This is a genomic window from Acidobacteriaceae bacterium, assembly GCA_035944135.1.
Lineage (GTDB): Bacteria > Acidobacteriota > Terriglobia > Terriglobales > Acidobacteriaceae > Granulicella.
In genome coordinates this window covers 1,257,586-1,284,024 of the sequence record DASZBM010000002.1, presented here as the reverse complement: position 1 = coordinate 1,284,024, position 26,439 = coordinate 1,257,586, and the positions used below count along the sequence as shown (strand labels likewise).

Genomic DNA, 26,439 nt, shown 5'->3' with positions numbered 1-26,439 from the left:
TGACAAGTCAGGCGACGCGGGCTTTGCTGCCGAAGAGGTTGGCGTGTTCGATGAGGATGCAGCGGTCCATGACGACGGAGATGCCGGCGGCTTCGGCCTTGATGGCGGCTGGGTCGTTGCGTATGCCGAGCTGGACCCAGAGGTTTTGCAGGCCGAGCTCGATCATCTCGTCGACAATGGCGGGGATGTAGCGGGGAAGGCGGAAGACGTTGACGATGTCGGGAGTGCCGGGGACATCGCGCAGGGTGGGATAGGCTTGCTCGCCAAGAACGTGGGAGAGGGCGGGGTTCACGGGATGGATGCGGTAACCGTGGCGCTGCATGTACTCGGAGACGGAGTGGCTGGGGCGGCTGGGGTCGTCGGAGAGACCGATAACGGCGATGGTGCGCGGCTCGCGGTTGTGGCCGCCGAGCATTTTGAGAATCACGTCGGGTTCGTTCATGGACTTCTCCTTGGGGCTGCAGGCTGTGAGTCACCGAGAACGTATACCGGCTCGTCTACAATAGACGCTGATGAGCGGCCGAGTAGCGCGCTCATTTTCTGGAGTCACCTTTTGTTCGGAAGACGATCGTATTTTGAGGCTTCGCTCGGCGGCAGTGTGTGCTGGAAGAGGCCGATTCTGCTGGGGTCAGCGGCGGCGCTCAGCATGTTTGTGGCGGGCTGCGGAAACCAGTACCGGCCGGTGGTAAGCGCAATTAATCCGGTGGGGCCAGCGTCTCAGCCGACGAAGTATGCCATTGCGATCTCGAGTCCGAGCGCGTCGTCTCCGGGTCTGCTGACGTTTGTGGACTTCGCCGGGGATACGGTGTTGTCGACGCCGCAGGTGCTGGCGAACCCGAGCTACCTGGCGCTGGCGCCGGGCGGAGCGCAGGGGTACGTGATCAACAGCGCGGGCTCCTTCAACGAATTTCCAGCGGGTAGCCCTGAGTCGCTGCTTTCGAGCGACATTGGACAGAGCACGCTGAGCGCGGGGTCTACGCCGGTGAGCATCACGGCGGTTTCGCTGACGGGAACGAATGCCTCAGTGTTTGTGCCGGAGCCGGGGCTGTCGCAGGTGGCGGCGCTGACGAGCACGGGCTCGCTGGAGCAGAACATCGGCGTGCCCAATAACCCGATCTATGTGGTGGGAACGAATGGGGCGGCACGCGCGTATGTGATCAGCGAGGGCAATACGGTAACGCCGAGCACGGTGTCGTCGATTGAGAGCGGAAACCTTGCGGTTTCAAGCACGATTCCGGTGGGGATCAATCCGGTGTACGGTGTGATGACGTCGGATGGAAAGCGCGCGTTCATCCTGAACAAGGGTTCGGGCACGGTGAACGTGATCAACGTGGTGAATAACGGGCCGGACTTGGCAATGCCGGTGATTCCGGCGACGGGAACGCTGGGGCAAGGGCCGGTGTGGGCGGATCTCGCGCCGATCAGCAACCAGCTTGTGGTGCTGAACCAGGGCGATGGTGTGCATCCGGGATCGCTGAGCATCATCAATATCCCGCTGTGCAGTACTGCTTCGCCGGCGTCAAACCCGAACTGCGATGTGGCGAATCCGGTGGACGCGGTGGGCTTTGGTACGGTGCTGGCGACGGTTCCGGTGGGCATCAACCCGGTGATGGTGTCGGTGCTGCAGGACGGGACGAAGGCTTATGTGGCGAACCAGGGCAACGCCGCGGCGGGCGTCGAGGGTTCGGTGAGCGTTGTGAACCTGGTAAGTGGCACGGTGACCGCGACGATTCCGGGGATCTCTACCGCCTCGGCGACATCGAACACGAACACGACGCCGACCGAGGTGTATGGTCATCCGACGACGATTGCGGCGACGACCGGAACGCCGACGGGCAAGGTCTACGTGACGTCGGCGGACAACAAATTCATGACGGTGATTGAGACGGATACCGACACTGTGACCACGCACGTGAATCTGCAGGGACTTGGGGTTCGGGTGGTCGTTACAGCGCAGTAAAAGCGATCGATAGAAAGAAGAGAGGCCGCCTGTAGAGGCGGCCTTTGTTTTTTGGCCCCCTCATGCGCGATGAATTTGCGCCTGAAGGGGGCACCTGCTAGGACATGACGATCGGCAGCGTAGGCGTTTCGGAGCCGCCGTCGTTCTCCACCGTGACACCGAAGCCCTTGGCGGCGACGCCCTTGGGAAGCTGAGGCATCACGATGCGGGCGGTGCCCTGGGCGTCAGGCTTGAAGGTGCCGGCGGGCATGGGGTTGCCACCGTTTGCAGGGAGTAGCCAGAGCTCGTAGGTCTTGCCGGCGGGCGCAGGCTCCATGTGGGTGCCGATGAAGACGAGTGCGCCCTTGTCGGCGAGATAGGCGACGAGGGCCTCGGCCGAGGGCGCGGCGGCAGGCGTTGGGGCCGTGCCGGGCTTGACGGGGGTGGCGGCCTTCACCGCAGCGGTGAGATGCAGGGGCATCTCCATTGCATTCGCGGAAGTTATGGTGGCGAGCACATCGCGGGCATGGGCGGCCTGGCGTGTGGCGTCGTCCATGCGGGCCTGCTGCGCGGCGATAGAGCTCTGAATCTGTTGGCGCTGATGTAGCTGGAGGCCGGCGACGAAGGAGGCGCCTGCGGCTACGGCCCAGCCTGTCCAGGCGAGCACCCAGGGGGCGCGGCTGGGACGGCGGCGCTCCTTCGGAACCTCCGGCTCATCCTCGGGCATGCCCCTATGGAGGCCGCGCCGACGGCGTTCCGGCGGGACCTCAAGTTCATCCTCGGGAATTGTCCTGCCCAGGGCACGGCTCTGGCGGGTAGGGAAGAAGGGCTCGGAGGCGGCGTGAATTTGAGCCTGCGTGGCGCGGCGGTCTTCGAGGGGAGTGAGGGGCGGGGGCGCTGGCGCGGGCGCGGGCCTGCGTTCGGGCTCCGGTTCCGGCTCCAGCGGGGCGAGCTTCGGCTCCTTCGCAATCTGGCGCATGAAGCGGTCGCGGGCGGCTGGCGGAGGCGCATGGAAATCAGCGGTCATGGAGTAGGCGACGAGGTCGCCCTGCAGTTTGGCGATTTCGCCGCGGCAGAGATCGCACGTCTCGGCATGCTTTTTTGCCTGGCGCATACGTTCTTCGGGCAGGAGCTGGAGGGCGAAGAGTACGAGGTCGTCTTCGGGAATGTGGGTGTCGATCATGGTTATGCTTCCAGCTCCTTTCGCAGGTTCAACAGCGCGGCACGGATGCGGGTTTTTACGGTGCCGAGGGGGTCGCCTGTGACTTCGGCGATCTCGGAGTGGGTGAGCCCATCGAAGTATGCCATTTCGAGGGCTTTTCGTTGCTCCAACGGAAGTCGCACGATAACGCCCCGGGCGCGCTGCATCATGTTGTTTCGCTCGGCTTCGCTGGAGAGATCGAAAGGTGAGGCGAGATAAACCTCCTCAACCTGTTCGCTGGGGCGTTTGCGGCGGAGGGTGTCGATGGAGCGGTTGCGGGCGACGACGGCCAGCCAGCCGCCGAGGCTGCCGCGGGCGGAGATGAAGCTCTCGGGGCGGCGCCAGAGGCCGAGAAAGACGTCCTGAACGACGTCTTCGGCAGAGGCGGGGTCGCGCAGGACGCGGAGCGCGACGGAGTAAACCACTCTGGAGTAGCGATCGTAGATGGTGGCCATGGCCTGATCATCGCCGCGACGTACCCGGCCCAATAATTGGGCATCCTGTTCCGTGGTTCCATTGATCATCGGTCCTTCAACGTTACTCTTCATGAATTACGTTCCTGCGACGATGACGGATTGCTCTCGCCGGGTGGTGAAGGCGCGATGCACAACGCGGCGGCCCACCCCAGCCTGTTTCCGAGTGCCCAGTGTACGTCATGCCGTTGCCGAAGCAAGCGGGCTCGGGGAAACTGGATTGAGAGCGAAGGAAGCGGGCGGCGAGCGCACTTGAAAGTACGAATCGACAAACTGCTGGTGGACCGGGGGCATGCGGCGTCGCGTGAGCGCGCGCAGGCGCTGATTCTTGCCGGACGCGTGCTGGTGAACGAACAGAAGGTGGACAAGCCGGGTGCGCAGATTGGCGAGGACGCGACGGTGCGCCTGCTGGGCGAGGACCTGCGCTATGTGAGCCGCGGCGGTTTAAAGCTGGAGCATGCGCTGAAGACGTGGTCGATTGGTGTGACGGGACTGGCGTGCGCGGATATCGGGGCGTCAACGGGCGGCTTTACGGACTGCATGTTGCAGCATGGAGCGGCGAGCGTGCTGGCGATCGATACGGGCTTTGGGAAGATTGCGCACAAGCTGCGGGTGGACCCGCGGGTGAAGCTGATGGAGCGGGCTAATGCTCGTTTGCTAAAGCCCGGCGAGGTCGCGGCGTTGCTGAAGGAGCAGATACGGTTCTTCGCGATGGATGTGAGTTTTATCTCGGCGACGCTGGTGCTGCCGTCGGTTGTAGCCGCGCTGGCTCCAGCGGGCGAGAGATGGGCGGGTGAGGCCGTAGTGCTGGTGAAGCCGCAGTTCGAGGCGGGGCGCGAGCATGTGGGCAAGGGCGGGATTGTGCGCGATCCTGCCGCGCATTCGCTGGCGATTGAGCGCGTGCGTGAGGCGGTGCGTGAGCTGAAAGGCGAGGTGCTGGCAGTGATGGACTCGCCGATTCTTGGGATGGAAGGGAATCGGGAGTTTCTGTTGCATGCGAGGTTCTAGGGAACAGAGGGTAGAGGGTAGAGGTTTTGAATCAGCAGTAGAGACAACCGAGGTGCTAAAGGTTGCACAGGGCGGAGGGTTCGCCGATCCTGTTCTCTACGCTCTACCCTCTATCCTCTACTCTCTCGGAAACCCGCAGGTACACTACAGGTCTAATGCCCAAGGCTGCAATCATCTCGAAGCCGCAAAAACCGGAGCTGTGTGACATTCTCGCGCAGTTGCTGGAGTGGTTTGGAGAGCGCGGCTATGAGTGTGTGTTGGATCCGGAGAGCGCGGGTTATCTGAACCGCGAGCACGACGCGGTGGAGCGGTCGGAGATGCCGCGGCACAGGCCGGAGATTTGCGTGACGCTGGGAGGCGATGGGACGCTGCTTTCCGCGGCGCGCGCGTTTGCACACTCGGATACGCCGATCCTGGGCTGCAATCTGGGCTCGCTGGGATTTCTGACCGAGGTTCCGCTGGCCGAGCTGTTTACGACGCTCGAGGCGTGGAAGAACGGAACGGCGTTCATCGACTCGCGCAACATGATGCATGCGCAGTTGCTGCGAGATGGCGAGTCGCCGCGGGAGTTTCTGGCGCTGAACGATGTGGTGCTGGCGAAGGGCGCGATCGCGCGGATGGGCGAGTTCATGGTGGAGGTTGACGGGCAGTTCGTGGCGCGGTTTCGCGCGGACGGCGTGATCGTCGCAACTCCGACGGGCTCGACCGCATACACGCTGGCGGCCGGTGGGCCGATCCTGATTCCGTCGCTGGATGCGATGGTGCTGACGGCTATTTGTCCGCACCTGCTGACGATTCGGCCGATCGTGGTTCCGGGTCCGTCCGAGATCACGCTGACGGTGGATGTTGTTCCGCACGAAACCTACCTGACGATGGATGGACAGGAGGCGGTTGAGCTGCTGCTGAACGACAGGATTCGCTGCCGGAGATCAGAGCGGTGCGTGAAGCTGCTGCGGCTTCGGCCGAATGGCATCTTCAACGTGCTGCGCGCCAAGTTAAGTTGGGGCGAGCGCTAAGGATTTTGAGATGTGGCGGGGGAGTTTATGGTGCGCCCGGAGCGAGTCGAACGCCCGACCTACTGGTTCGTAGTTAGTAGACCTAGTACAATGTGGCCACACGAGAATCATTAGCCTACAATAATTACTTTATAAACATTGGCCAAATTATGTAGGTCTACTGACAATGAATGCCATAGAGTGACACTCCATGCCAACATTTGCCCACATGGTGCCCACATGGGAAGGAGGAAATATGAAAATTACGGACAAGGTGATGCGGGCTCTGAAGCCTCCCGCCGATGAATACACGATTCTTTGGGATGATGAGGTCACTGGCTTTGGAGCGCGCATTACCTGCTCGGGCGTTGTCTCATTTGTGCTGTCGTATCGCGCGCACGGGACGCGCAAGCGTGTCTACACGATTGGAAGGTTCCCGGAGTGGACGGCTCTCGCGGCCCGCGACGAAGCGATTGAACTCAAGAAGAAGATTCGCAATGGTGGCGACCCGGCGGGTGAGCGTCAGGCCGTGCGCCGTGAGGCAACCTTCGGCGACCTGCTGGACGACTACCTCAAGAGTGAAGAGTTCACGCGGAAGCGGCCCCACACACGGCGGGACTATCGCCGTATGGCGGAGAAACACCTTCGACCTGCGTGGGGCATGATGCGATTGAAGACGGTGCAGCGGCGCGACGTGGAGGTGCTGCACACATCGCTAAAGGACACACCCTATCAAGCCAACAGAATCGTCTCCTTCGCCTCGCGGCTATTCAATTACGCCATCGAAGAGAAGATGACCGAAGCTCATCCTGCGCGGAATATTGAGCACTTCCACGAAGAGAAGCGCACGCGGTTCCTAAATGAAGACGACTCCGGCGAGATTGCGCGCTTTACTGCGGCGCTCGATGCGTACCACGATCAGAATGCGGCGAACGCGCTGCGTCTACTCTTGCTCACTGGCTCGCGTTCTGGTGAGGTGCTGAAAGCAGACTGGAGCCAGTTCAATCTGACTCGCGGCATCTGGACAAAACCCTCCTCACACACTAAGCAAAAGAAGACGGAGCACGTGCCTTTGTCACCTGAAGCGCTTGCGCTGCTCAAAAGCATGAAGTCGCAGAACGCCAGCGGGCCGCTGTTCCTCGGCAGGGCAGGGAAGAATGGGAAGCGGAAAGCGCGGGTCTCGCTCAAGCGCCCTTGGCTGCAATGCTGCAAGGCGGCGGGTCTGGTCGAGGTGTTCGAAGTGCACGGTAAACGTGGAAAGCTGAAGCGCTATAAGCCGGTAGTCCGCACGCACGATCTCAGGCACACCTTTGCCTCGCATCTTGTTTCCAATGGCGTGAGTCTTCCCGTTGTCGGCAAGCTGCTAGGCCACGTTACACCGTCGATTACGCAACGTTACGCCCATCTCAGCAACGACAGTCTGAAAGAAGCCACGGCGAAGTTCGGCAAGATTCTGGAGTTCGAGCGCAAGCGTGCCTAGCCTGTGGTCGCCAACGTTTGTGAATCCGAATCGGACCGGGTCGAAACGTCCGTATTGCCGACAAACCGGGATTTGAGCGAGTTTGCTGGAAGCAAATTTGCGAGCGAGATCAAAGCGCTGGGAGCGCTGACAGCGACAGCCGGTGAGCGCATGGTATGCTGCGCGAGATCATGATCGACTTCGCAAAGACCTTCGGCACCAACTTCGCCAAGACCTTACCGACGCGATCGCAAAGTGAACTAGAAGACAAGCTAAAAGAAGAAGCCGCTCTGCCGCCTCCTTGCGCACTTGAGTTCCCTAGGAATTTTCACGAAAGGTGCAAGCCGTGGAGGAAACCCGAACCGTACGAGAAGTGGTTGCGAAACTTCGACAAGAAGTGGCCAAACCGGCGAAAATTCGGACACCCAGACCCGAAAACTTGGTACGAACGGTACACTGACGACCTGAAAATTCGATACGAACAGGACAAGCGATGGAGGCAAGACCTCACTCGACGGCGCGCTGACATCCTGTTCGGGTCGGCGAGGGCACGGGATGGGTTCAGTCACAGGCCGTGGGAGGGCAAATGCGAGAGTCTATGGTGCGAATGCAAGAGCAACAATCGACAACCATTTAGGCTCAATCCCTCCGAGTTTATTCGTCACGCCAGGAAGATGCGACCCGAGAAGCCGCAAGCAACCGTGTCGGCCTTCGCGTCATGGCTCTATTCGCTCTATAGCAATGCTTACGGTGACGAGGATGACCGCGAGCGTGGAAAGGCGTCGGAACAAGCGATCTTAGAGCTTAGGAAGATGGCTCAGAGCAGCGTTCACGACGGATACCTACGCAGTATCGGCTCAGAATGGCGCTTGGTCCACAACGGTCTCCACTTGCCCGGCCAGGATGGCGTGCCTTGGTTCAGCATCGACCATCTGCGTGTGAACGGTGAGGCATTGAGAGCCTCGCCGGATTTGATCTACCGCCACCCCCGATTGAATGAGGTCATGATTGTAGAAATGAAGCATTCCTTTATGCAGATTCCTTCAAATCTCTGGCCGAACTTGTGGGGGCAGCTCTGGTGTTACTCACAACTCGATATCGCACGCAGCGCCAATAGGGTGACTGTCGTTGGCGAAGTTTGGGGCGAGCGAACATACTGGTCCGGACGGGGCAAGCATCGTCGCGAAAGCAACACCATTCTGCATTTGCGTGCAAGCGAGCGACGCGATCCTCGCGTGCCTGCATATGATCGCTTCTTTCGGACCCTATTTGAGATCTATTGCCGTCACACGGGATTCTGTGAGCCAATGAAAACACCGGTTGAGTGACGGGCTTGGGGGTTCTGGGCGTATTACCGGCAATGCGGAATTTGACATTGGTCTCATTCAGTCTCACGAGACGAAACTTTCAACCTCTGCGCCCGCCGACGTTGGTGCAATTGATTGCACGAAGAGGGTCGAGGTTGTTGCGATCTTGCAGCGCTAGCGCCGGGCTGGACTGCGCATCAAAGGCGCTTTACCCTGGTAAGACATACTTGGAATCAACGCGGGAGCAATTCATGCCACGCCAAGAGACATTCCTTTCGGTTCAAAATGACGACGAGCTTCTTGAAATTGTCAAAACCTACGATGAGTCGTTTGCGCGGGAAGCGTTCCGGAATATGGATGAAGACGCGCTGGCCCGGTTGGCGGAATCTCTGAAGTTCGAGTCTCTGTACGAACCGGAGGGTATCCCTAAACCTCAAGACGACGGCTACGAAGAGTTCGTGTGGGATGTCATGGTCGAAGAAGCTCGCGAAGAGTACAACACCTTTTCGTATTTCATTGTGACCAAAACTGTCGGCGGGAGGAGCGAGGAACTTTTTGTTTCCCCAGATTGGCCAACCGCCGAAGCCTACGTGAAGAAGATGCAAGTTTCTGAGCCTCCCAAGGCCTAGGTGTAGTTGGAAAGACCCAAACAGAAAAAGACAACGAGTGATACCAGTAATCGACATTTTCGCGGGTCCGGGAGGACTGGGTGAGGGCTTCTCATCGCTGAAGGATCGGACAGGCCGCTCCGCATTCAAAATCAGGCTCTCGCTCGAAAAAGAGGAGCATGCACATCGCACTCTTCAGCTCAGAGCCTTTTTTCGTCAGTTTGATCTTGGGCGCGTTCCCGAAGACTACTACCGCGCTCTCCGGGGGGAACTTGCCATCGACGATTTGTACCAAAATCATCCTGAGAAAGCGGAAGCGGCCCGCGGCGAAGCCGTGTGCTTGACATTGGGAGAAAAAACCTGGAAGCAGACTGAATCTCTGATCCGTCAGGCACTCAGGGGCCAGGATAGATGGGTCTTGATTGGAGGTCCGCCCTGTCAGGCATATTCTCTTGCAGGTCGAGCGAGGAATAAAGGCATTGAAGGATACGATCCGGCCGGAGATCATCGCCACTTCCTCTATCGAGAGTATTTGAAGATTCTCGGGACCTTCCATCCGTCCGTCTTCGTGATGGAAAACGTGAAGGGGCTCCTTTCTTCACGGCCAGAAGGTTCGCTTATATTCGATCAGATTCAGAGGGACTTGGCCGATCCCGCAGAGGCACTCGGAAACCGCCATTCGAACAACGGATCGAGGCGCTACATGTATCGTCTCTTTTCACTCTCGGCCGAAAACATACGCGGCCCGCAGCGGTTCGTTCTTCGATCCGAACTCTATGGGGTGCCGCAGTCCCGCCACCGAGTGATCATTATCGGCGTGCGCGACGACATTACTGGGTTGGCTCCCGCTCAGCTGCATCCGGTTCCCCCGGTTTCGGTAAAAAAGGTAATCGGAGACCTTCCTCCGCTTCGTAGTGGTTTGTCACGGAGCGAGGACACGCCCCAAGCATGGTTGGGCGTTGTGCAAGATAGTCAACATCAGTCTTGGTTTCGCTCTACTTTGAAGAAGGAAACCGAAATCGGCGACGCCTTGAGATCTGCGTTATCTGCGCTGCGGAAGCCTCGCAAGGATCGAGGAGGGGAATTTATCCCGTGGGACATCGACATCGAGGAGAAGCGGGAATGGTTCTTTGATCGGAGATTGAAGGGAGTCTGTAATCACACCGCGAGGGGCCATATCGAACAGGATCTCTATCGATACTTTTTTGCTGCTTGCTTTGCCGAAGCACAAGGAATCAGCCCTACGCTACGGGACTTCCCGGTCCAGCTGCTTCCGGATCATGAGAATGTATCGAAGTCAGTAGAAGAAGGAAGCCTTTTCCAGGATCGATTCAGAGTTCAGGTTGCCGGACGCCCCGCCACGACTATTACCTCACACATTTCGAAAGACGGGCATTACTACATTCACTACGACCCGACACAGTGCCGCAGCCTCACAGTCCGCGAAGCAGCTCGTCTACAGACGTTTCCTGACAACTACTTCTTCACGGGTCCGCGCACGGCGCAGTACCAGCAGGTAGGCAATGCTGTGCCGCCTCTGATGGCCTCGCAGATCGCTGCTTCAGTGCTGGAGCTCCTTGAAAGAAGATGAGGAATCGTGGATCGCATCGATCAGAAGCGTCGGAGCTGGAACATGGGCCGTATCAAAGGACGCGATACGGCACCCGAGGTTCAAGTCCGTTCAATTCTTCATCGAGCTGGCTACCGCTTCCGCCTGCATCGCAAGGATCTACCCGGTAAGCCTGATATCGTCCTTCCCAGGCACAAGACTGCCATATTTGTACACGGATGCTTTTGGCATCGGCATAAGGGATGTTCGAACTGTTCCACGCCGAAAAGTAACGTGGAGTTTTGGGAAGCGAAGTTCTCTGGCAACGTTGAGAGAGACAGGCGGAATGTCAAGAAACTTCAAAATTCCGGGTGGCGGGTAGTCGTGGTATGGGAATGCGAATTGTCACGCCCGGATGAGCTCAGCAGCCGCCTGCTGAACCTGTTCAGACCTTCGAAATGCTAGGTCTACCCTTCCGAGAGGGCTATGCACTACAATGTCGTCTCACGTAGAAATCAGAAAACAGGGACCTCAACAGTACGATCTGATGGCACGACCTCATCCTCTCCCACCAAGCGCCGCTAGTCTGTCCGCGTCACTCCGGGATCTCGGATACTCACTAGAAACCGCGATCGCGGATCTGATCGACAACAGCATTTCGGCGGAAGCCTCAGAAATTCAGATTTTTTGCGATACCGGTCGCAGCGTACCTGTTTTGGCCATTATTGATGATGGGCAAGGCATGAACAGCGAGCAGCTAATCGCTGCACTCCGGCACGGCTCAACCAATCCCAAGGAAAAGCGCAGTACAAAAGATCTCGGCCGCTTTGGTCTTGGCTTGAAGACCGCTTCTTTCTCTCAATGCAAGAGATTGACGGTTGTCAGCAGTATCAGCGGTGTTCGAGTCGGTGCGGAATGGGATCTCACCGCTGTCGAAGACCTCGATGATTGGTTTATCTCCATCCTCGAAAACGATGAGATTGAATCTCTTCCTTATCTGGACTCCCTCCCCGCAACCGGAACCTTGGTGCTTTGGCGAGATCTTGACCGTCTTTCTGAGGACGAGCTGGGACGCAAACGCGATGAGATCGTGAATGAGAAACTCTCAGTGGTCGAGCGGCATCTCGCGCTCGTCTTCCATCGATTCCTCGCGGGCGAAGTGAAGGATCGAAAAAAGATCGCGCTTCGGATAAATGGTCATCCCATCGCCCCGTTCGATCCGTTCTGCCGAAACAACGATGCGACGCAAGTTCTACCGTTGGAACCAGTCTGGATAAACGATGTCCAGATTACGATGCAGCCCTATATTCTGCCACACCACAGCCGCCTCAACGCGAATGAATACGAATACTACCAAGATCGCAGTGATTTCATATCGAATCAGGGAGCCTACGTCTATCGCAATGGACGCCTCATGGCTTGGGGTGATTGGTTTCGCATGGTGCCGAAAGGCGAAGCAACGAAACTTGCGCGCGTCCAGATCGATTTTCCAAACAGCTTAGACGAAGCGTGGACGATCGATATCAAGAAATCACGCGCCCGTCCACCCTACGAAGTTCGCGAACGCCTCCGCCACATCATCGCAAAGATCACTGCCAGAAGTGTGACAGTACATCGTGGAAGAGGGCAGAGGTTATTCCAGGAAACCCAGGCGCCGCTCTGGGAACGGTACGCCGAACACGCCGGAATCCGATTCGTCATCAATCTAGAACATCCTTTGATCGTGTCGCTTCAGAAGAGCTTAGCTCCGTCCGAAGCGGATTCTCTACTGTTATTGCTCAGTTCGATCGCTTCTTCACTCCCAGTGGAGATGATCTATTCAGACTATTCGACGCACCCGCGTGACTTCTCCCAAGTCGCCGGCAGCGACCTAACTATCGCGTTGGAAAGGCTAAAAGGTCTCAAGCAGGCTCTCTACGGTGACGGGCCAGCAGACCCCAAAGCGTTTTTTCAGATCATCAAGTCAACACATCTCTTTGACGGACAACTCGACATCGTCAATACCTTCATCCAAGAGACGCTCAAATGATGCCGACTTCAAATGTCGAAGAGAAAAACATAACGAACGCCCTCATCTCAGGATTGGCGAATCTTGCTCAGGCTCCGACCCGTGAGCAGGTAGAGGAAAAGGCGAGGCAAATCGCTGCAGTCTTCGGTTATCAGGGAGATCTCCGCAACATCGTGACTGCGGCTCTGATCTCGGTTGATACCAGAATGGGCGAGGGTGTCTCATTGGTAGACGTCGCTGCCAGACACGATGATCAATGGGTCCGGAAGCGCGATGACATCAACTGGACCTACACGAACGCCTACGAGGAGTTCCTCCGTGAAGAAGGTTGGCCACCAGCCATGGTCGGTTCGCTGAGCGACGTCACTGGACGAATTCTCGGATTGCTGCAAGATCCCCGTAGCGAAGGCACTACATGGAATCGTCGGGGATTGGTGATCGGTCACGTTCAATCAGGTAAGACCGCCAACTTCACTGGCGTCATTGCACGTGCGGCGGACTCCGGATACAAGTTCATCGTTGTAATCGCGGGCATCCACAACAATCTGAGACGACAAACGCAAGAGCGTATCGATAAGGCCTTCATCGGAAGATCATCTGATCCGGAAAATCGGCGAAACATCGGAGTCGGGCTTGCACCCGCTTATCCGCATCCAGCGACGCTGACGAACACGAACGACGATTTCAATAAGACGACCGCTGCGAAGAGCGGTTGGAAAATCAACGATTTCAGTAAGCCAATCGTCCTGATCATCAAGAAGAATGTCTCAACCCTGACGGAGGTCTACAAGTGGCTCAAAGACCTCAATGCGAAGGGTGATGGCCGAATTTCGGATGTCCCTATGCTGTTGATTGACGATGAGGCCGATAACGCCTCGATCAATACGAACAAAGAGGACCTCGATCCTACTAAGACCAACCTGAAAATCCGCGAGATCCTCAGCCTCTTCGCAAAATCTTGCTACGTCGGCTATACAGCCACGCCATTTGCCAACATCTTCATCAACCCGGAAGCATACAGCGACAAAGCTCGCGAGGATCTTTTCCCGCGAGACTTTATCTACTGTCTGGATGCCCCAACCACATATTTTGGCTCGGAGAAGGTCTTTCTCGATGAGGACAGCAGTAGCTCAATTGTCATCCCCATCGATGATTGCGAAAACTTCATTCCCCATTCTCACAAAAGGGATGATCGACTAACAGAGCTGCCTCCAAGTCTATATAGGGCGCTCAACGAATTCATTGTCGCCAGGGCCATACGCAATCTCCGTGGACAGGCCAACAAGCACTGCTCAATGATGGTGAACGTCTCGCGGTTCGTTCCGATTCAACGGGCAGTCCGGGACTTTCTTTCGTTGCGAGAGCGAAAGCTTCGGGAAGCGGTCAGAGCCAATTACCTGATGCCTGAAGCGACGTCTTCAAGCAATGAGTATATGCAGGGTTTGCGAGAAGCCTTCGATGACCAGTATTCGGAAACCGAGTTCGCATGGTCAGACGTCAAGAAGGCGCTCAACAGTGTATTCGACAACCTGCATCTCTACGTGATCAACAGCAAGAGCGATGAAGTTCTTGATTACGGACGCTATGAAAAGGATGGGATTGGCCTGACCGCGATTGCGGTGGGAGGGCTTAGCCTGTCGAGAGGTCTGACTGTCGAAGGGCTCACTGTCAGTTACATGTATCGGAACACCAAGATGTACGATGCACTGATGCAGATGGGCCGCTGGTTCGGTTACCGTCCAGGTTACGAGGACCTCTGTAGGGTGCACTTGTCACGGGATTCAATGGATTGGTACGCGCATATCGCGGAAGCCTCTGAGGAACTCGTTCAACAGGTCAAGCGTATGCGACGCGACGGCCTGAGCCCGAAAGATTTTGGTCTGTACGTTCGCTCGCATCCTGACACTCTGCTCGTCACGGCGACCAACAAGATGCGTAGCGGCGAAGAGATCGCGATTGAGCAGAGTTTCAGCGGATTGTTGAGAGAAAGTCATACTCTCTCAACCGATTCCGGCGTCAATGAACAGAACTTTGCGCTGATTCAAGAGAGGTGGGATCGCGGTTTCGATGGCACCTCTCCAGCTCCAACTGAAAAGGGATTCATCTTGCGTAACGTCGAGACCGATTCGATCGCCGAATTCGTTCGACGTTTTGAATGTCATTCTGACTATGCACCGCAAAAACTTGAGACGTTGGCATATCTCGAAGAAATAGCACAGCGCAGATCGAAGTCGGACGTTCTGCTTATTTCACCAAGAGCTGGGAACATCGCCATTGCGTCGATCCCTCTGAAGAACCAACAGCGAGCCCCGAACGGAGACCTGGTCAAAGGATCTGCGTGGCGTCTGAGCAAATATCGAGTGGCGTCGCGCGGCGATGAAGCGTTGGGCCTTACCAAGGAACAGAAGGAAACAGCACAAAAATATGCCGAGGAAGGAAAGGCGACGAGGCGCACGAAGAAGAAAGAGGCCGAGCAGGTTGCCGTCTCAGACGCGCATTACCGGATGGTCCGGGATAAACCGTTGCTTATGATTCACAGTCTTGAACCAAACGACGGGCCCATTAGAGGGCCAATCGCAGCGTTTGGTATCAGCTTCCCGTTCGGCGACTCTGAGACCATCAAAGCTGTCGTCAACAAAGTTTGGCTGAAACAGATGCTTGGGTCCACCGATGATCCCAACGATGAGGACGACTGGGGTGACTGAGACCTCTCCGTGGGATGACATTGCGATTCCCGAATCCGACTTCAACGTGCGGCAGGTCCCAATTCCGACTCCCGTGCCATGTTTTTGGGGCCGCGATGTCGCTGGAGACTGCCTGTTCATCGTGGAGCTGGAAGGAGACCATGGGGATCAGTTTCGCCAACACCGCGTGACGGTGAGAGGTATAGAGGTCGATCTTCGGAGTGGCGAAATGAACCGCCAGCGTCTGTTGCTCACTCTCGATAGGCATGTGGATCGCGATCTCTTTGGTGGATTCTGCAAATCTCTCGCCTCTGCACTGGAGCAGGCGACTGACTCCGCAAGCGCACTCTCGGTTGCGCTGACACATATCCGACGATGGAAGGCGTTTCTGTCAGGCGGACCACAACGACTGTCCGCAGAAGAGGTACGCGGACTCTTCGCTGAGCTCGCCTTCCTCTTGGAGCTGCTCGATAGAAACTTCACTCCCAAAGCTGCAGTTGAAGCATGGCTCGGCTCCGAAATGTCCCAACACGACTACGAACTTGCTGATTCGGCAGTAGAGATCAAATCCCTTTCCGGGGCTGAACGCAACGCCGTTCGTATCTCATCTGAAGACCAGCTCGAGAGTATGAAAGAGCGGCTCTTCCTCAGGACATACAGACTCTCTGCTCTTCGAGATTCGTCCACAATGCGAACGCTGAACTCGATCGTCCGGGAGGTCGAGGAACGACTCGACTCCGAATCCATCACCGAGTTCGATCGCAAACTGGTCATACGCGGCTATGCCCCTCTGCCTGATTATGATGAGCCTTCTTTTGCAATCAGCGAAGTTCGCACGTACCTCGTAGCTCAAGACTTCCCACGCTTGATTCGTTCCCGCCTGGACGTGGGTATCAGGTCAGTGAGCTATGAGATCGAACTGGAACACATCCCCTCTCATCAATGTGACAGCGACGCTATCTTCAAGGAGCAATGATGGAACAAACTGTCGAAGAGTTTTTCCACGACTTCCGCCAAGAGTTGCTTGCCGAAGCCGACGCGAATGACTCCCAGCAGCTTGAGTCCTTCATGGAATCAATATCGAACGAGTTGATTGAGACGGGATTCGTAGAAGGGTATGAGTACTGCCACTTTCGTGCTCAGCGGGGATTGCGGGTCGATGGTTACTGGTTTGACGACGAAGGTTCTGTCGGCATATTCATTGCAGACTTCGAAAGTCGCCGTGAACTGGACACGCTGACGAAAACGGATGTTGATGCCACATTCAAACGAGCTATCAACTTCGTGGAAGCCAGTCTCCAAAGCAAACTCAATCCTGATGTGACGACTCCCGAGTACGGACTCGTGCGTCAGATACAGGATCGCCGAGGGGATCTTCGGCAGATAAACTTCTTCCTCGTTTCCGAGCGGGTACTCAGCGACCGATTTCAGGCATACCCAGACGGCGAAGTCTGTGGGATACGTTCCACCTTTCACATCTGGGACGTTGCACGGCTCCAGCGGCAGCGCAGCTCCCGAGGCCATAAAGAACCGCTCGATATTGACTTCGTAGAAATGTTCGGAGATGGCATTTGTTGTTTGCCAGCAAACCTTGGCCTCGATACATACTTGTCGTACCTAATTGTCATGCCAGCGACGGTGCTTACCGCGCTTTATGACAGATATAGCGCACGTCTCTTGGAGCAGAATGTGCGTACCTTTCTTCAGGCCCGAGCGCAGGTCAACAAGGGTATTCGCAAGACGATCCTCGATGAACCTCAAATGTTCTTTGCGTACAACAACGGAATCACAGCCACTGCACAGAATGTGGAGACGAGGGTATCGAGCTCAGGTCTTCAGATTGTCCGGCTTACCGATTTGCAAATTGTGAATGGAGGCCAAACGACCGCATCGTTGTTTCATACGCAGCGTAAGGACAAGGCGGACATTTCGGGAATCTTTGTCCAGATGAAGCTATCGGTAATCGATAGTGCAGAAAGCGAGATGGTCGTACCGCGGATCTCTGAGTATGCGAATACCCAGAATCGGGTCAATGCTGCCGATTTCTTCTCCAACCATCCTTTTCATGTCCGGATGGCCGAGTTTTCACGGCGTCTATGGGCTCCTGCTCAACAGGGCGCGCAGAGAGAAACGAAATGGTTCTATGAGCGAGCCCGAGGCCAGTACCTAGATTCGCAGTCGAAGCTCACAGCGGCCGAGCAAAAGCGTTTCAAAGCTCAATATCCGAAATCGCAGATGTTCACGAAGACGGATTTGGCAAAGTTCGAGAACGTGTTCGACGATCACCCGAGGTGGGTCAATCTTGGAAGCCAGAAGAATTTTGGCCGTTATGCCGTGAGGATCGGCAAAGAGTGGGAAAAATCATCGGAAGGCTTCAACGAATTGTATTTCCGCAGGGCTGTAGCCCGTGGCATCCTGTTCCGGTTGACTGAGAAACTCGTTTCGAGCCAGCCTTGGTATAACGGTGGCTATCGCGCGAACATTGTTGCCTATACCTTGGCGATGCTCCAAGAGGTTACCAAGCGCCGGAAAACCTCTGTCAACTATGGCAGGATTTGGGCAACGCAGGCGTTGGATGATGTCCTACTGAATGCACTGAGCATCATTTCGACTGCCGTAAACGACGACCTCATCCAGCCGCCAGCGGGGATCTCGAATATATCCGAATGGTGCAAGAGAGACGGCTGCTGGTCGCGTCTACTCGACAAAGCACTGGAGATCTCAGCAATGTTACCCAATGAGTTCTGGAAATCTCTCTCCTCCGTCGAGGAAAATCAGCATCAGGCAAAGACAGCTCGGCAGAATCAGAAGATCGAAGACGGAATTGGAGTCCAGACTCAAGTGATTCACATTCCGCCAGCGCAATGGTCACAGATCTTGAGAAAGGGTGCATTACAAGGGCTCTTCACACAGAAGGAGATCGACATCCTAAAAATCGCCGAACAGATTCCGAACAAGATCCCATCCGAAAAACAGAGCGCAATTCTTGTCGAGATACTGGGTAGAGCTAAGGAAGAGCGTCTTCTTTAGCTCTACCCCGACCCGCCTAGGTATTCAGCGATCACGCGGAGATTTCACCCTGCCGATGAAGGTATGGGAACGGGCCGCATCAGGAACGACCTCGTGGATATCTTCCGGGAGCCTGACAGGGTGGTCCACCTGTCGAGCCCCATTCCGTCGCTCCGTGCAATGCGGGGGAGATCTGTCGAGCCCCATCCTGCGGACTGACGTAGCACGGTGGTGTTCGCCGATAACTTTAGCTATGTCTCAGTCAAGAGTGCTCCGTTCCCGAGAGAAGCCTCGAAGAGAGCGTTGGCCGTTGCGGCAATGTCCTGCGAGTCGCTGGGCCACTTTGTTTCCACGGAGGAAATCTGTTCGCCGTCTTCATCAGTAACCGCCGCGCCCCAAGTCACGTCAGCGGTTCCCCATGCAATTTCGCCACCGTCCTTGCGCTCAACGATGATGCAAACAATTCCTCCACCTGTATCCTGAGCGAATGCTGACAACCCTCGAGCGGTCAACGCTTCGGCCACTTTTTCTGCCATCTTCTCTTCGTTGAGCTCAGATGTTTCGTCAATCATGCAGACAGCCCTCCTATGGTCATTGAAATTATGCCAACTTTCGTTCCGGCCTTCCAACCCCGCTTCGGCCTGTTGGGACTGGCTCGCTGATGCGCCTCATTGAGGCTAGCCGCATTGCCAGGGCCGTGCAATCAATTGCACTAACTGGCGACACACCGCACTGGGACTACTTCAATCTGCCTTGAGGTTCCGGGCTGCCGAGTGCCCGGTGGACATCCCAACCCCGATTCAGGCGCGTAACGATTGTGTTCGGCCGAATCTTTAGGCGGTGCGCCCAGTCTCCAACACTTGTAGAGACACCGTTCCAAGTTATGATTCTCGCCTCTGGATGATATATGCCCGCCTTGTATCGCGGTCCCCAATAGCAATTGGACTTGCTCCATGGTTTTTGAGGGTTTCGTGCAACAAGTACCTGGCCTTGCGGACGAAGTCCCATGTCGGCGAGGAACCCATCGAAGGTGAGCCACTTCTTTGCGGCAGGCCGGTTGTGATTCTTCAGATTTCGCCACGCGGAGCGGGTACTCTCGATCTTACGGCGGCGGTCAGTCTCGACGACTCGACTCATTGCACTCTCTTAGGAATTAGTCTGAGCCGCTCATTATGCTCTACTCTGGCGCACCGTGCAATCAATTTGTGCTGCAACCCGCTAATCAGAAGATCGTCATCATCGCTCGAACGATTTGGAACGAGTGTTGCGATAGGATTCCTTGCATGCCGAAGACCGCTCAACTCATCCTACTTGTAGCTTTTCTTTTTGCGTCTAGTCGCATCGATCGAGCGCAGGAACCTTCCGATAACACCATCTTCCAACAATTTTCATTGTGGGGTTCCATCCAACCCGAAACGGGCAAGCTTTATCTCTACGGCGGTTTCACGAATGGATACTTCGCAGCTCCATCCACGGATGTTGCTAAGAGAAAAGCTAGCGGACTGCATTACCAAAAATATTCCGATGAAACAAGCGATCGCAATGATCGACAAATATTACAAAGACCATCCACAGCGTTGGAGCACGTTGCTCGCCTTCGGTATTCTCGAAGCTCTTACCGTAAAAGACGGCCCCTGCCCTGAACTCAATCCATTCCACTGAGTTTTCTCCAGAACGTGCTTGCACAAAATCGTCAGTGTGCTTTAGTGAAGATGTCTTCATGAGACGGTGGCGAGTGTCACCGGGATTACATGAATCCTTTGGGTAGTTCCGGAGCACCGTGGCCCGAATCACTCTGAAATCCCCAGAGGGCGTAGGTACGGATTGACGGAGAAGATCCGACTCCGATGATCAAACGCAATCTTGAATCGATCAAAGAAGCCCCGATTACCAAGGATGGCAAAATCCTCCGCTCTCACTCGTTCACAAAAAGCCACTTCCTCTTCGAATGAATCGAGTCCCGTGACATGCACTGTCACCGTCGCGAAATAAGCCGGGAACCCTTCACCCATCCCAAATGGGCGTGAGGTTTTTAGCGTCGATTTATCGATCCCGAGTTCATCCAGAAACGCGAGCGGGAACATGCAATAGTCCCCGCCTGAATCGACCAAGCTCCAAATCTCGGTCGAGAACCTACCATCGCGCTCAAGCATCGTGCCCAAGAACGGCCGGAACACTGGCTGGCCATAGTGGCGATCTTGAGGATTCTCGTATCGACTTTCGGTATAGGAGAAATTCGGCATGAAGCGATAATGTCCTATTGTTTTCGAATTCTAAAATCAATTCCTTCGAGGAATGGCGGCAATTTGTCCGGCTGCTGCTCCAACACGTACTGAATCGCCCCGGCATCGATGCCGTCATCAAGCACCCTAGGAAGGTTCACCGCTGGTTTGACAAGACCCTTCCGTAGCTTCACCAGCCAGTCGATTGGTTCTCCCGGATCGCTAGAAAATGTGGTGTTTGCAAACAGCAAATCGCTCGCGTTGAACATGCCCTCCGAGTCGGTTGAATATTTCTCACGTATTCTGTCGCCCGTGCGTTTAGTCACATGCTCATCGGTGGCCCTAGCTATGAAGAGCGGGAACAGCTCATTCGTGAGCGCGGAGTTCAGTCGCCCCTTCGCGGTGTAAAGCGCCATTTCAGTGATTGTGGCTTCGTAATTTCCCTCCGGCAGGATCACAGCGACACTGTCCGTTACATCATTGAGCTTGTACTCAATTTCAAGTCGAAATCCATCTTTCACCCGGATGAATACGTTTCCGAATAGCGCGCTCATCAGATTGTTCTTTATCGCCGTCTCTCGGGACAGGTGATAGGCAGTGACATTCTTCTCGATGAGTTCCGAATCACACAGCGTCCACATGCCAAACGTCTTCCACCCAATGAGGAGCGGAAGATTGAGCATCTTCGCGAACCGGCGCATCGACGTGAGGTATCCCTCGCTCCACACAAGCTTTTTCTTGTCTTGTTCGCTCTTCACTTCGACGAGGAAGGGAATGTCCTTACCGTCGCGGCGTGCGACCACAAGGAAGTCCGGCACGCGAAAGTGCTTATCAGTCGTGATCACTTCGTCGGTGTGAACAATGAGTCGCGGATCGCCGAGCCAGGAAGCGATCGCAGCGAATTCATGTTCGGCGCTCAGGCCCTGATGTATGCTGCGGAGTCGCGTGACATATCCTTCCATGTCCAGGCCAGCCAATTCTTCCTCTGGCACCGCATAGAGATCGCGCAGCACGGAAAAGATGAGAGGTTTCGGATCTTTTGGAATCATCAGGGCACAATCACATGAAGTGCAGCAGCAAGCGGATATGGGTGTTCACGAGGTCGCGGGTACATAGCGAGCCACGCGGCAGCTTCGTTCGCAAAATGCGCCTCACTGAATCGGTTTCTTGCCTTATCAACCGCATAGGCTGCCTGTGTGATCCCATTCAGAACTTCATCAGGGAAGTCGCTGAGGTTTGCCTTCAAGTTCTTCTTCGCTTCGCGCGACAGTTCGATGATCTCGTTTGGATAGGTCTTACGATTTTCACGCGCTCGCAGGAATGCTCCGAGGAATCCTTCGAAGCAGGTGTATGAAAGGCCAACGGCTCGTTCGTAATTCGGTTCAGTAATCGCCCGGTCAATTTCCGCCAGATATTGATTGAGGCGGTCACCGTTCCATGCCTCCGCCGGGATCACCGCTTGCGGGGCAAGTGTGCCGCCGCCGAGCAACACTCTGATCTCAGCGACTGGCTTCTCCATATTCGGAGCCGTCTCAATCTCATCGAGGAATGCGAAGACGGCCCGCACCCGCGCTCCTTCCTCAAGTTCCATCAATAGGTCTCTGAAATAGTAGGCTCGCGTATTGCTCTTGCCTTGGGTGTTACGAAGCTCCATGAGCTCGTGATACGGCGGCAGGTCGTCGTTGAACGGCTGGAGAGTTCTCAGAAACCGAGGTCCTGAGTAGTAACTCTCTCCCTGCGTGTCCATGAGCTTCATGAGCCGTGTAAAGACCGCATTCCATTTGATCAAGCCCGCGCCGCCGTCACTGCTTCAGTAAGTGCACCCTGACGTGATTTTATCCATTGCGAGCGGTGCTTCTCGGCAACAGGCGGCGAGTTCCCGAGGATCGCAGCTACCTCTGACACCGGCACGCCTTTCGACAAGAGGTCGGTTGCGAACGTATGGCGCCAACGGTGCGCGTGGATATGGACACCGGCGATCTCAGACAGGCAGGTGCTCGGACCGCGAGTGATTCGCATCGCGGCGCTAGTGTACTACGTTGGCGCATTGTTTCAAGCTGTTTCGGTGATCGCTAGCGAAATGCAGTCAGAAGATCGTCATCATTGCCATTGCAGCCGCTTTCGAAGCTTGCGCATCACTGGTGGTCACGTATCGCATTGTGGAGCCGATTGCCTTGTGACCGAGCTGTTGTTTCACGAATGCAAGATTCACATTGGCAGAGACCAGATGGGTTGCCAATGAATGCTTGAGAACATGTGGATGCCGTTTGAATGGGGGCAGTCCGGCTTCTCCAGCAATCGATCGAAATAGCCGAAAGAACTGGGAGCGATCCAGCCGACCGCCTTTCTGACTTGTGAAAAGAAAGTCCGACCCATCAAGAGGCCTCTCTTTGAACCACTCTTTCAGCGCCTTCTGCTCGTTTAGCAAGGGCTCTCCACGATGTTCGTTGATTGCTTGAGTCGTGCGGAGCGATCCCTTCAGTCGTTCAATCACAATGTTGCCGTTCTTCAGATCGACATCTGAAATCCGGAGATTGCAGACTTCTGACGCCCTCATCCCGTGACGATATGCGAGCAATATCATCGCCCAAGCCCGACTACTTTTGGCTTTCGCGGAACGTAACACCCTAAGGAGTTCCGCTGGCTCAAGATTTTGCATTGATGCGCCCGTGGTTCGGGGAATTTGGACTTCTCCCATGGTTGATCTCCTAAATGCAACTTTATGTTCGAGTATTGGGGGCCAGGGATCCGAAAAGATGAGTGTTTTCGAGGTTGATCGGCGAAGAATGCAACAGTATGAATAGTTTGTTGCATTGTGCCGAAGCCGCAACCATGGCCAATTAGTTTCATGAACTAGTGCCCTTCATAGCGATTTCGTTAGATCCGAACAGTAGTTGCATCTGTAAGCCTCTAAGCTCCAGTTCTTCCCGGCGCAAACGGTCAACGATACCGGCTTCGAGCGCTTCGTTCACGTGAGCACGAAGATCATCCCACTCGGAGATATTGAGCCCAAACTTCTGGGCCATGATGCGCTGCTCGAGATCGAGTACTTCTGCAAAGAAAATCTCATTTCGGAGCTGCCCACCTTCGCTGTAGAAGAGTGCCATTCCGAGGGCGGTGGCCCGATCACACACTTTATGCCGCGCGAAAAAGTACTTCAGTGGGTCCGCGCCCTGTGCACCGTGTATCAGTGACTGAATCACAGATCGGCCGATCCTGGTGTGAAGGTCATAGCAATAGCTGGGAAGATCATGCAGGATCTTCGCTGGCCTAAGATGAACGCTTCTCGTTGCCAAATCAAACGGTAGAGGCAGCTCCAAATAACGGAGCATTCGCTCGCCTCTCCAATCGTTCGTGCGCTGCCATGTTCTCCATGCGGTGTCTGGAGCCTCTAGTTGTTCGCTTCGCTTCCTAATGGCTGAGAAGACCGCTCGATCTGCCGCGCTGAGATTCGAAAGCTTCACACCCATGGACGCCGATTCGGCGATGAGGGACAGGCTGCACCCTATCCTGCTCCGCCGTTGGACCAAACACATCTGATTTGTCAGAAAACAGGTCACCGAAGGCATTTCTACAGCGCTGCGTTTCGGCGTAAATACCGCCGAGCAGGCTACCGTAAAACACGTCAGTATCTCATCACCGGCACCGATATCCTCACAAGCGATAACCGCAAGGCGTCGAGGCAACTGGGATATGACCGTCGGCGCACTTGCCGCTGTTGCAATCAATTGCATCGCTAGCTCCGCATCGCCCCGCCGTATCGACTTCTGCAGCGCCGAAACAAGCTCCCACCTGCGTTCTGCAGAAATGTGAAGCTTGGTCTCAGTGTTCTGCAGTGCCTGGAGACTATTACAAAGGGATTTCCAGCGAGGGGAGGCAACTTCTCCAAACCCTGCTTGAGGGTAGTCAAGCAGTTTTTGGATTAGAGAGGCATCGAACATCCGCTTTGCCGATTCGACGCGCGTTCTACACAGTCCTCTTTCTCGCCGCAATTCTGCGAGACCTTTCAGAATCAGTCGAGCGAACCTTCTCGGGTTAGCATCATTCGTCTCCTAAAGGCGTAAGGAAGAAATGTAGAGCCCCGTCAAAATTGTAGAAAATCGAGTGTAGAAGCACTGGATCTATGTATATGATTATACATGATTTACATCCCAATGTACAGTTTCATGGCGCTTGAATCGTCGAGACAATCGCGACCGCTACCGACATTTGGGCCTGCAGGAGGAAAGACGTTTGTCACGCGTATCTCATTTTCAGCGCTTCTCTCAGCCGGAAAACCATGCGACCAACAACACGCTCCTTGTGTTGCGTTACTTTTATCAGTCTTCGCCCTTCAAAATTGAGCGGGTGCTGACTTCGCTACTCGAACGGGAAATGGCGATTGGGCTGACCTTTGAGCAGCAGATATCCGGTGAAGCCAGTGTCCCGGACGCGCTCATCATGCAGCAGCCGATTCGGATGTTCGTAGAGACAAAGCGCGGAGGGGCGTTGGATGTCGATCAGATCCGGCGTCACTTCCGGAGCATTGCCGCGCATCCGACCGCGAGCAGCCATTCGGACGGCACTGTTTTGATCGGGCTTACCAAGGAACCGCTCGCTGAACCCGACCGAAAGGCACTCATGGCCGATGGCGCAGCACTTGGTATTACTTTTGCCGCAGTAACCTTTTCGCAGATTGTGGAGGCCCTTCGTGCCCAATGCGCTGAATTTGAGCGGGAGCTGCTTTCAATCGTAGACGACTACGACGCCTACTTAGCGGAACAGGGATTATTGGAAGAACGGAACCAATATTTGGTCGTTTTTCCATGTGGTGTGTCCGCTGCGGAGAATGAACGGTTCGGCTTGTATTACGAGCCGCCATCCCGTTCATGTAAACGCAATTACCGTTTTATCGGCGTGTACAAGCAGAAAGCTGTGACCTTTGTCGGAACTGTTGAGGCGATTGCCGTCGCCACTTGCACGAGCGATGCAATCGATTTTGAGGTTGAGGCAGGGACGTTGACCGAAGACCACAGAAAGCGGATCAGCGACACCATCGCACAGACCCCCTATTACGACTTGCGGAGCAGCCCTCATCGGTTTTACCTGGTCGATAAATTTGCGCCGACAGATGCCAAAAAGACGACTCCCCAAGGCATTATGGGATTTCGGTATCTCGACTTGTCGGCGATGATCTCCGGTTACAATCCGCGTCGAGTCTATTCGACTGACGAACTCGCAAAAGTGCTGAATGGTGCCACATGGCAATAGAGCGGCTAAGCCAGATGGACGTAGGCCGAGGAATCAGAGAGTGGTACCGCGCCAGCCGCAGTGGCAGCAGAGGCGAGTTCCTGAAGGACGTCCAGTCTCTCACCTCGCACTCACTTATCGCGCTCCTCAGGGAGGAAATATCGTCCGGAGCCAGAGGCCGCCTTCGAACTAAGCCCGAGCTTGAAGCACTGTCTCGCACGGCGTGTCCCAACATCGAAGCTCTCAAGGCGGCGCCACCTCGAGAGCAGACTCTACAGTGGCTATTCGTACATCGTGGGCACCTCTCGTCCTCGAGTGAGCGCATTCTTTGCCGCGAACTGCCGACCTGTTGCGTCGGCGAGCCGGCCGAGGGACGCGCAGATCTTCTCGGTTTCGATGATGCGCACGGCGAGCCGATCCTCGTCGAATTGAAGGATGGAAGCGCATCCGATCCGCTTTCCGGCGCCATCCTTGAACTGCTATACCACTGGGCATTTCACATGCGGCACAAAGATGATTTCCGTGCTCTTCTCGCCGACTTCGGTTGTGAACCGACGGTCCCGTGTCGGCTGGTACTGATTGCGCCGCATGCTTTCTATGACGAGGCCGAAAGGCGCTCGAGTAAGCGGTATGGCGAGTTTGAACGGGCCATAGCCTGGATAACGGAACTTGCAGCCAGAAACGTGGTCATAATTGATCTCTACGCTCTCGACTCGGGATGGCAACGGGAGGGAATCCATTTTCGTCT

23 protein-coding genes are annotated in these 26,439 nt (G+C 55.7%); 14 read left to right on the top strand and 9 right to left on the bottom strand.

Annotation, left to right across the window (positions count from 1 at the left end; all coding sequences use genetic code 11):
• Positions 1–7 precede the first annotated feature (7 nt).
• On the bottom strand, positions 8–442 hold the full coding sequence (locus VGU25_07995; protein ID HEV2577137.1) for a CoA-binding protein: 435 nt from the start codon (positions 440–442) through the stop codon (positions 8–10).
• A 111-nt stretch (positions 443–553) separates the two neighbouring features.
• Here VGU25_07995 and VGU25_07990 point away from each other — a divergent pair, with 111 nt between their 5' ends.
• A complete protein-coding gene (locus tag VGU25_07990; protein HEV2577136.1) occupies positions 554–1,960 on the top strand; it encodes a YncE family protein in 1,407 nt (468 codons plus the stop codon).
• Positions 1,961–2,057: 97 nt separating this feature from the next.
• Here the strand turns inward: VGU25_07990 and VGU25_07985 are convergent, their stop codons facing one another.
• Complete coding sequence (locus VGU25_07985; GenBank protein ID HEV2577135.1) at positions 2,058–3,122, bottom strand: anti-sigma factor; 1,065 nt, start codon at positions 3,120–3,122, stop codon at positions 2,058–2,060.
• Between the two features lie 2 nt (positions 3,123–3,124).
• On the bottom strand, positions 3,125–3,688 hold the full coding sequence (locus VGU25_07980) for a sigma-70 family RNA polymerase sigma factor (GenBank protein ID HEV2577134.1): 564 nt from the start codon (positions 3,686–3,688) through the stop codon (positions 3,125–3,127).
• Between the two features lie 177 nt (positions 3,689–3,865).
• Here VGU25_07980 and VGU25_07975 point away from each other — a divergent pair, with 177 nt between their 5' ends.
• The 11 genes from VGU25_07975 (at position 3,866) to VGU25_07925 (ending at position 18,261) form a co-directional block, all read left to right on the top strand.
• Positions 3,866–4,621 carry a TlyA family RNA methyltransferase gene (locus tag VGU25_07975; GenBank protein ID HEV2577133.1) on the top strand — a complete coding sequence of 252 codons (756 nt, stop codon included), beginning with the start codon at positions 3,866–3,868 and terminating at the stop codon, positions 4,619–4,621.
• Positions 4,622–4,776: 155 nt separating this feature from the next.
• Entirely contained in the window at positions 4,777–5,637 is an 861-nt protein-coding gene (locus VGU25_07970; GenBank protein ID HEV2577132.1) for an NAD(+)/NADH kinase, read from the top strand.
• A gap of 235 nt (positions 5,638–5,872) precedes the next feature.
• Positions 5,873–7,096: a tyrosine-type recombinase/integrase gene (locus tag VGU25_07965; GenBank protein HEV2577131.1), complete on the top strand. Its 1,224-nt coding sequence runs from the start codon at positions 5,873–5,875 to the stop codon at positions 7,094–7,096.
• A 155-nt stretch (positions 7,097–7,251) separates the two neighbouring features.
• On the top strand, positions 7,252–8,403 hold the full coding sequence (locus VGU25_07960; GenBank protein HEV2577130.1) for a hypothetical protein: 1,152 nt from the start codon (positions 7,252–7,254) through the stop codon (positions 8,401–8,403).
• Positions 8,404–8,633: 230 nt separating this feature from the next.
• On the top strand, positions 8,634–9,011 hold the full coding sequence (locus VGU25_07955) for a hypothetical protein (GenBank protein HEV2577129.1): 378 nt from the start codon (positions 8,634–8,636) through the stop codon (positions 9,009–9,011).
• Between the two features lie 37 nt (positions 9,012–9,048).
• Entirely contained in the window at positions 9,049–10,581 is a 1,533-nt protein-coding gene (locus VGU25_07950) for a DNA cytosine methyltransferase (protein HEV2577128.1), read from the top strand.
• A 6-nt stretch (positions 10,582–10,587) separates the two neighbouring features.
• Positions 10,588–11,004 carry a DNA mismatch endonuclease Vsr gene (vsr, locus tag VGU25_07945; GenBank protein HEV2577127.1) on the top strand — a complete coding sequence of 139 codons (417 nt, stop codon included), beginning with the start codon at positions 10,588–10,590 and terminating at the stop codon, positions 11,002–11,004.
• Positions 11,005–11,086: 82 nt separating this feature from the next.
• On the top strand, positions 11,087–12,568 hold the full coding sequence (locus tag VGU25_07940; GenBank protein HEV2577126.1) for an ATP-binding protein: 1,482 nt from the start codon (positions 11,087–11,089) through the stop codon (positions 12,566–12,568).
• Positions 12,565–15,252, top strand: coding sequence for a Z1 domain-containing protein (locus VGU25_07935; protein HEV2577125.1), 2,688 nt, complete (start codon positions 12,565–12,567; stop codon positions 15,250–15,252). Before VGU25_07940 ends, VGU25_07935 begins: the two co-directional genes overlap by 4 nt.
• Positions 15,245–16,207 carry a PD-(D/E)XK motif protein gene (locus tag VGU25_07930; GenBank protein ID HEV2577124.1) on the top strand — a complete coding sequence of 321 codons (963 nt, stop codon included), beginning with the start codon at positions 15,245–15,247 and terminating at the stop codon, positions 16,205–16,207. The genes VGU25_07935 and VGU25_07930 overlap by 8 nt, the downstream gene beginning before the upstream one ends.
• On the top strand, positions 16,204–18,261 hold the full coding sequence (locus VGU25_07925; GenBank protein HEV2577123.1) for an AIPR family protein: 2,058 nt from the start codon (positions 16,204–16,206) through the stop codon (positions 18,259–18,261). Before VGU25_07930 ends, VGU25_07925 begins: the two co-directional genes overlap by 4 nt.
• Before the next feature lie 230 nt (positions 18,262–18,491).
• On the opposite strand, the gene VGU25_07920 is transcribed toward VGU25_07925, so the two are convergent.
• The gene (locus tag VGU25_07920) at positions 18,492–18,812 is read right to left on the bottom strand and encodes a hypothetical protein (GenBank protein ID HEV2577122.1); all 321 of its coding nucleotides are present in this window, start codon (positions 18,810–18,812) and stop codon (positions 18,492–18,494) included.
• A gap of 877 nt (positions 18,813–19,689) precedes the next feature.
• Here VGU25_07920 and VGU25_07915 point away from each other — a divergent pair.
• The gene (locus VGU25_07915; protein HEV2577121.1) at positions 19,690–19,902 is read left to right on the top strand and encodes a hypothetical protein; all 213 of its coding nucleotides are present in this window, start codon (positions 19,690–19,692) and stop codon (positions 19,900–19,902) included.
• Positions 19,903–20,030: 128 nt separating this feature from the next.
• Here VGU25_07915 and VGU25_07910 read toward each other — a convergent pair whose 3' ends face one another.
• The 5 genes from VGU25_07910 to VGU25_07890 all read right to left on the bottom strand — a co-directional run bounded on the left by VGU25_07910 (position 20,031) and on the right by VGU25_07890 (position 24,196).
• Positions 20,031–20,483, bottom strand: coding sequence for a hypothetical protein (locus VGU25_07910; GenBank protein HEV2577120.1), 453 nt, complete (start codon positions 20,481–20,483; stop codon positions 20,031–20,033).
• Between the two features lie 14 nt (positions 20,484–20,497).
• Positions 20,498–21,511 carry a hypothetical protein gene (locus VGU25_07905; GenBank protein HEV2577119.1) on the bottom strand — a complete coding sequence of 338 codons (1,014 nt, stop codon included), beginning with the start codon at positions 21,509–21,511 and terminating at the stop codon, positions 20,498–20,500.
• A complete protein-coding gene (locus tag VGU25_07900; protein HEV2577118.1) occupies positions 21,511–22,116 on the bottom strand; it encodes a hypothetical protein in 606 nt (201 codons plus the stop codon). Before VGU25_07900 ends, VGU25_07905 begins: the two co-directional genes overlap by 1 nt.
• A gap of 432 nt (positions 22,117–22,548) precedes the next feature.
• Positions 22,549–23,160: a site-specific integrase gene (locus VGU25_07895; GenBank protein ID HEV2577117.1), complete on the bottom strand. Its 612-nt coding sequence runs from the start codon at positions 23,158–23,160 to the stop codon at positions 22,549–22,551.
• 148 nt (positions 23,161–23,308) lie between these two features.
• On the bottom strand, positions 23,309–24,196 hold the full coding sequence (locus VGU25_07890; GenBank protein HEV2577116.1) for a hypothetical protein: 888 nt from the start codon (positions 24,194–24,196) through the stop codon (positions 23,309–23,311).
• Between the two features lie 499 nt (positions 24,197–24,695).
• On the opposite strand from VGU25_07890, the gene VGU25_07885 reads away from it, so the two are divergent.
• A complete protein-coding gene (locus VGU25_07885; protein ID HEV2577115.1) occupies positions 24,696–25,712 on the top strand; it encodes a hypothetical protein in 1,017 nt (338 codons plus the stop codon).
• Positions 25,713–26,439 lie beyond the last annotated feature (727 nt).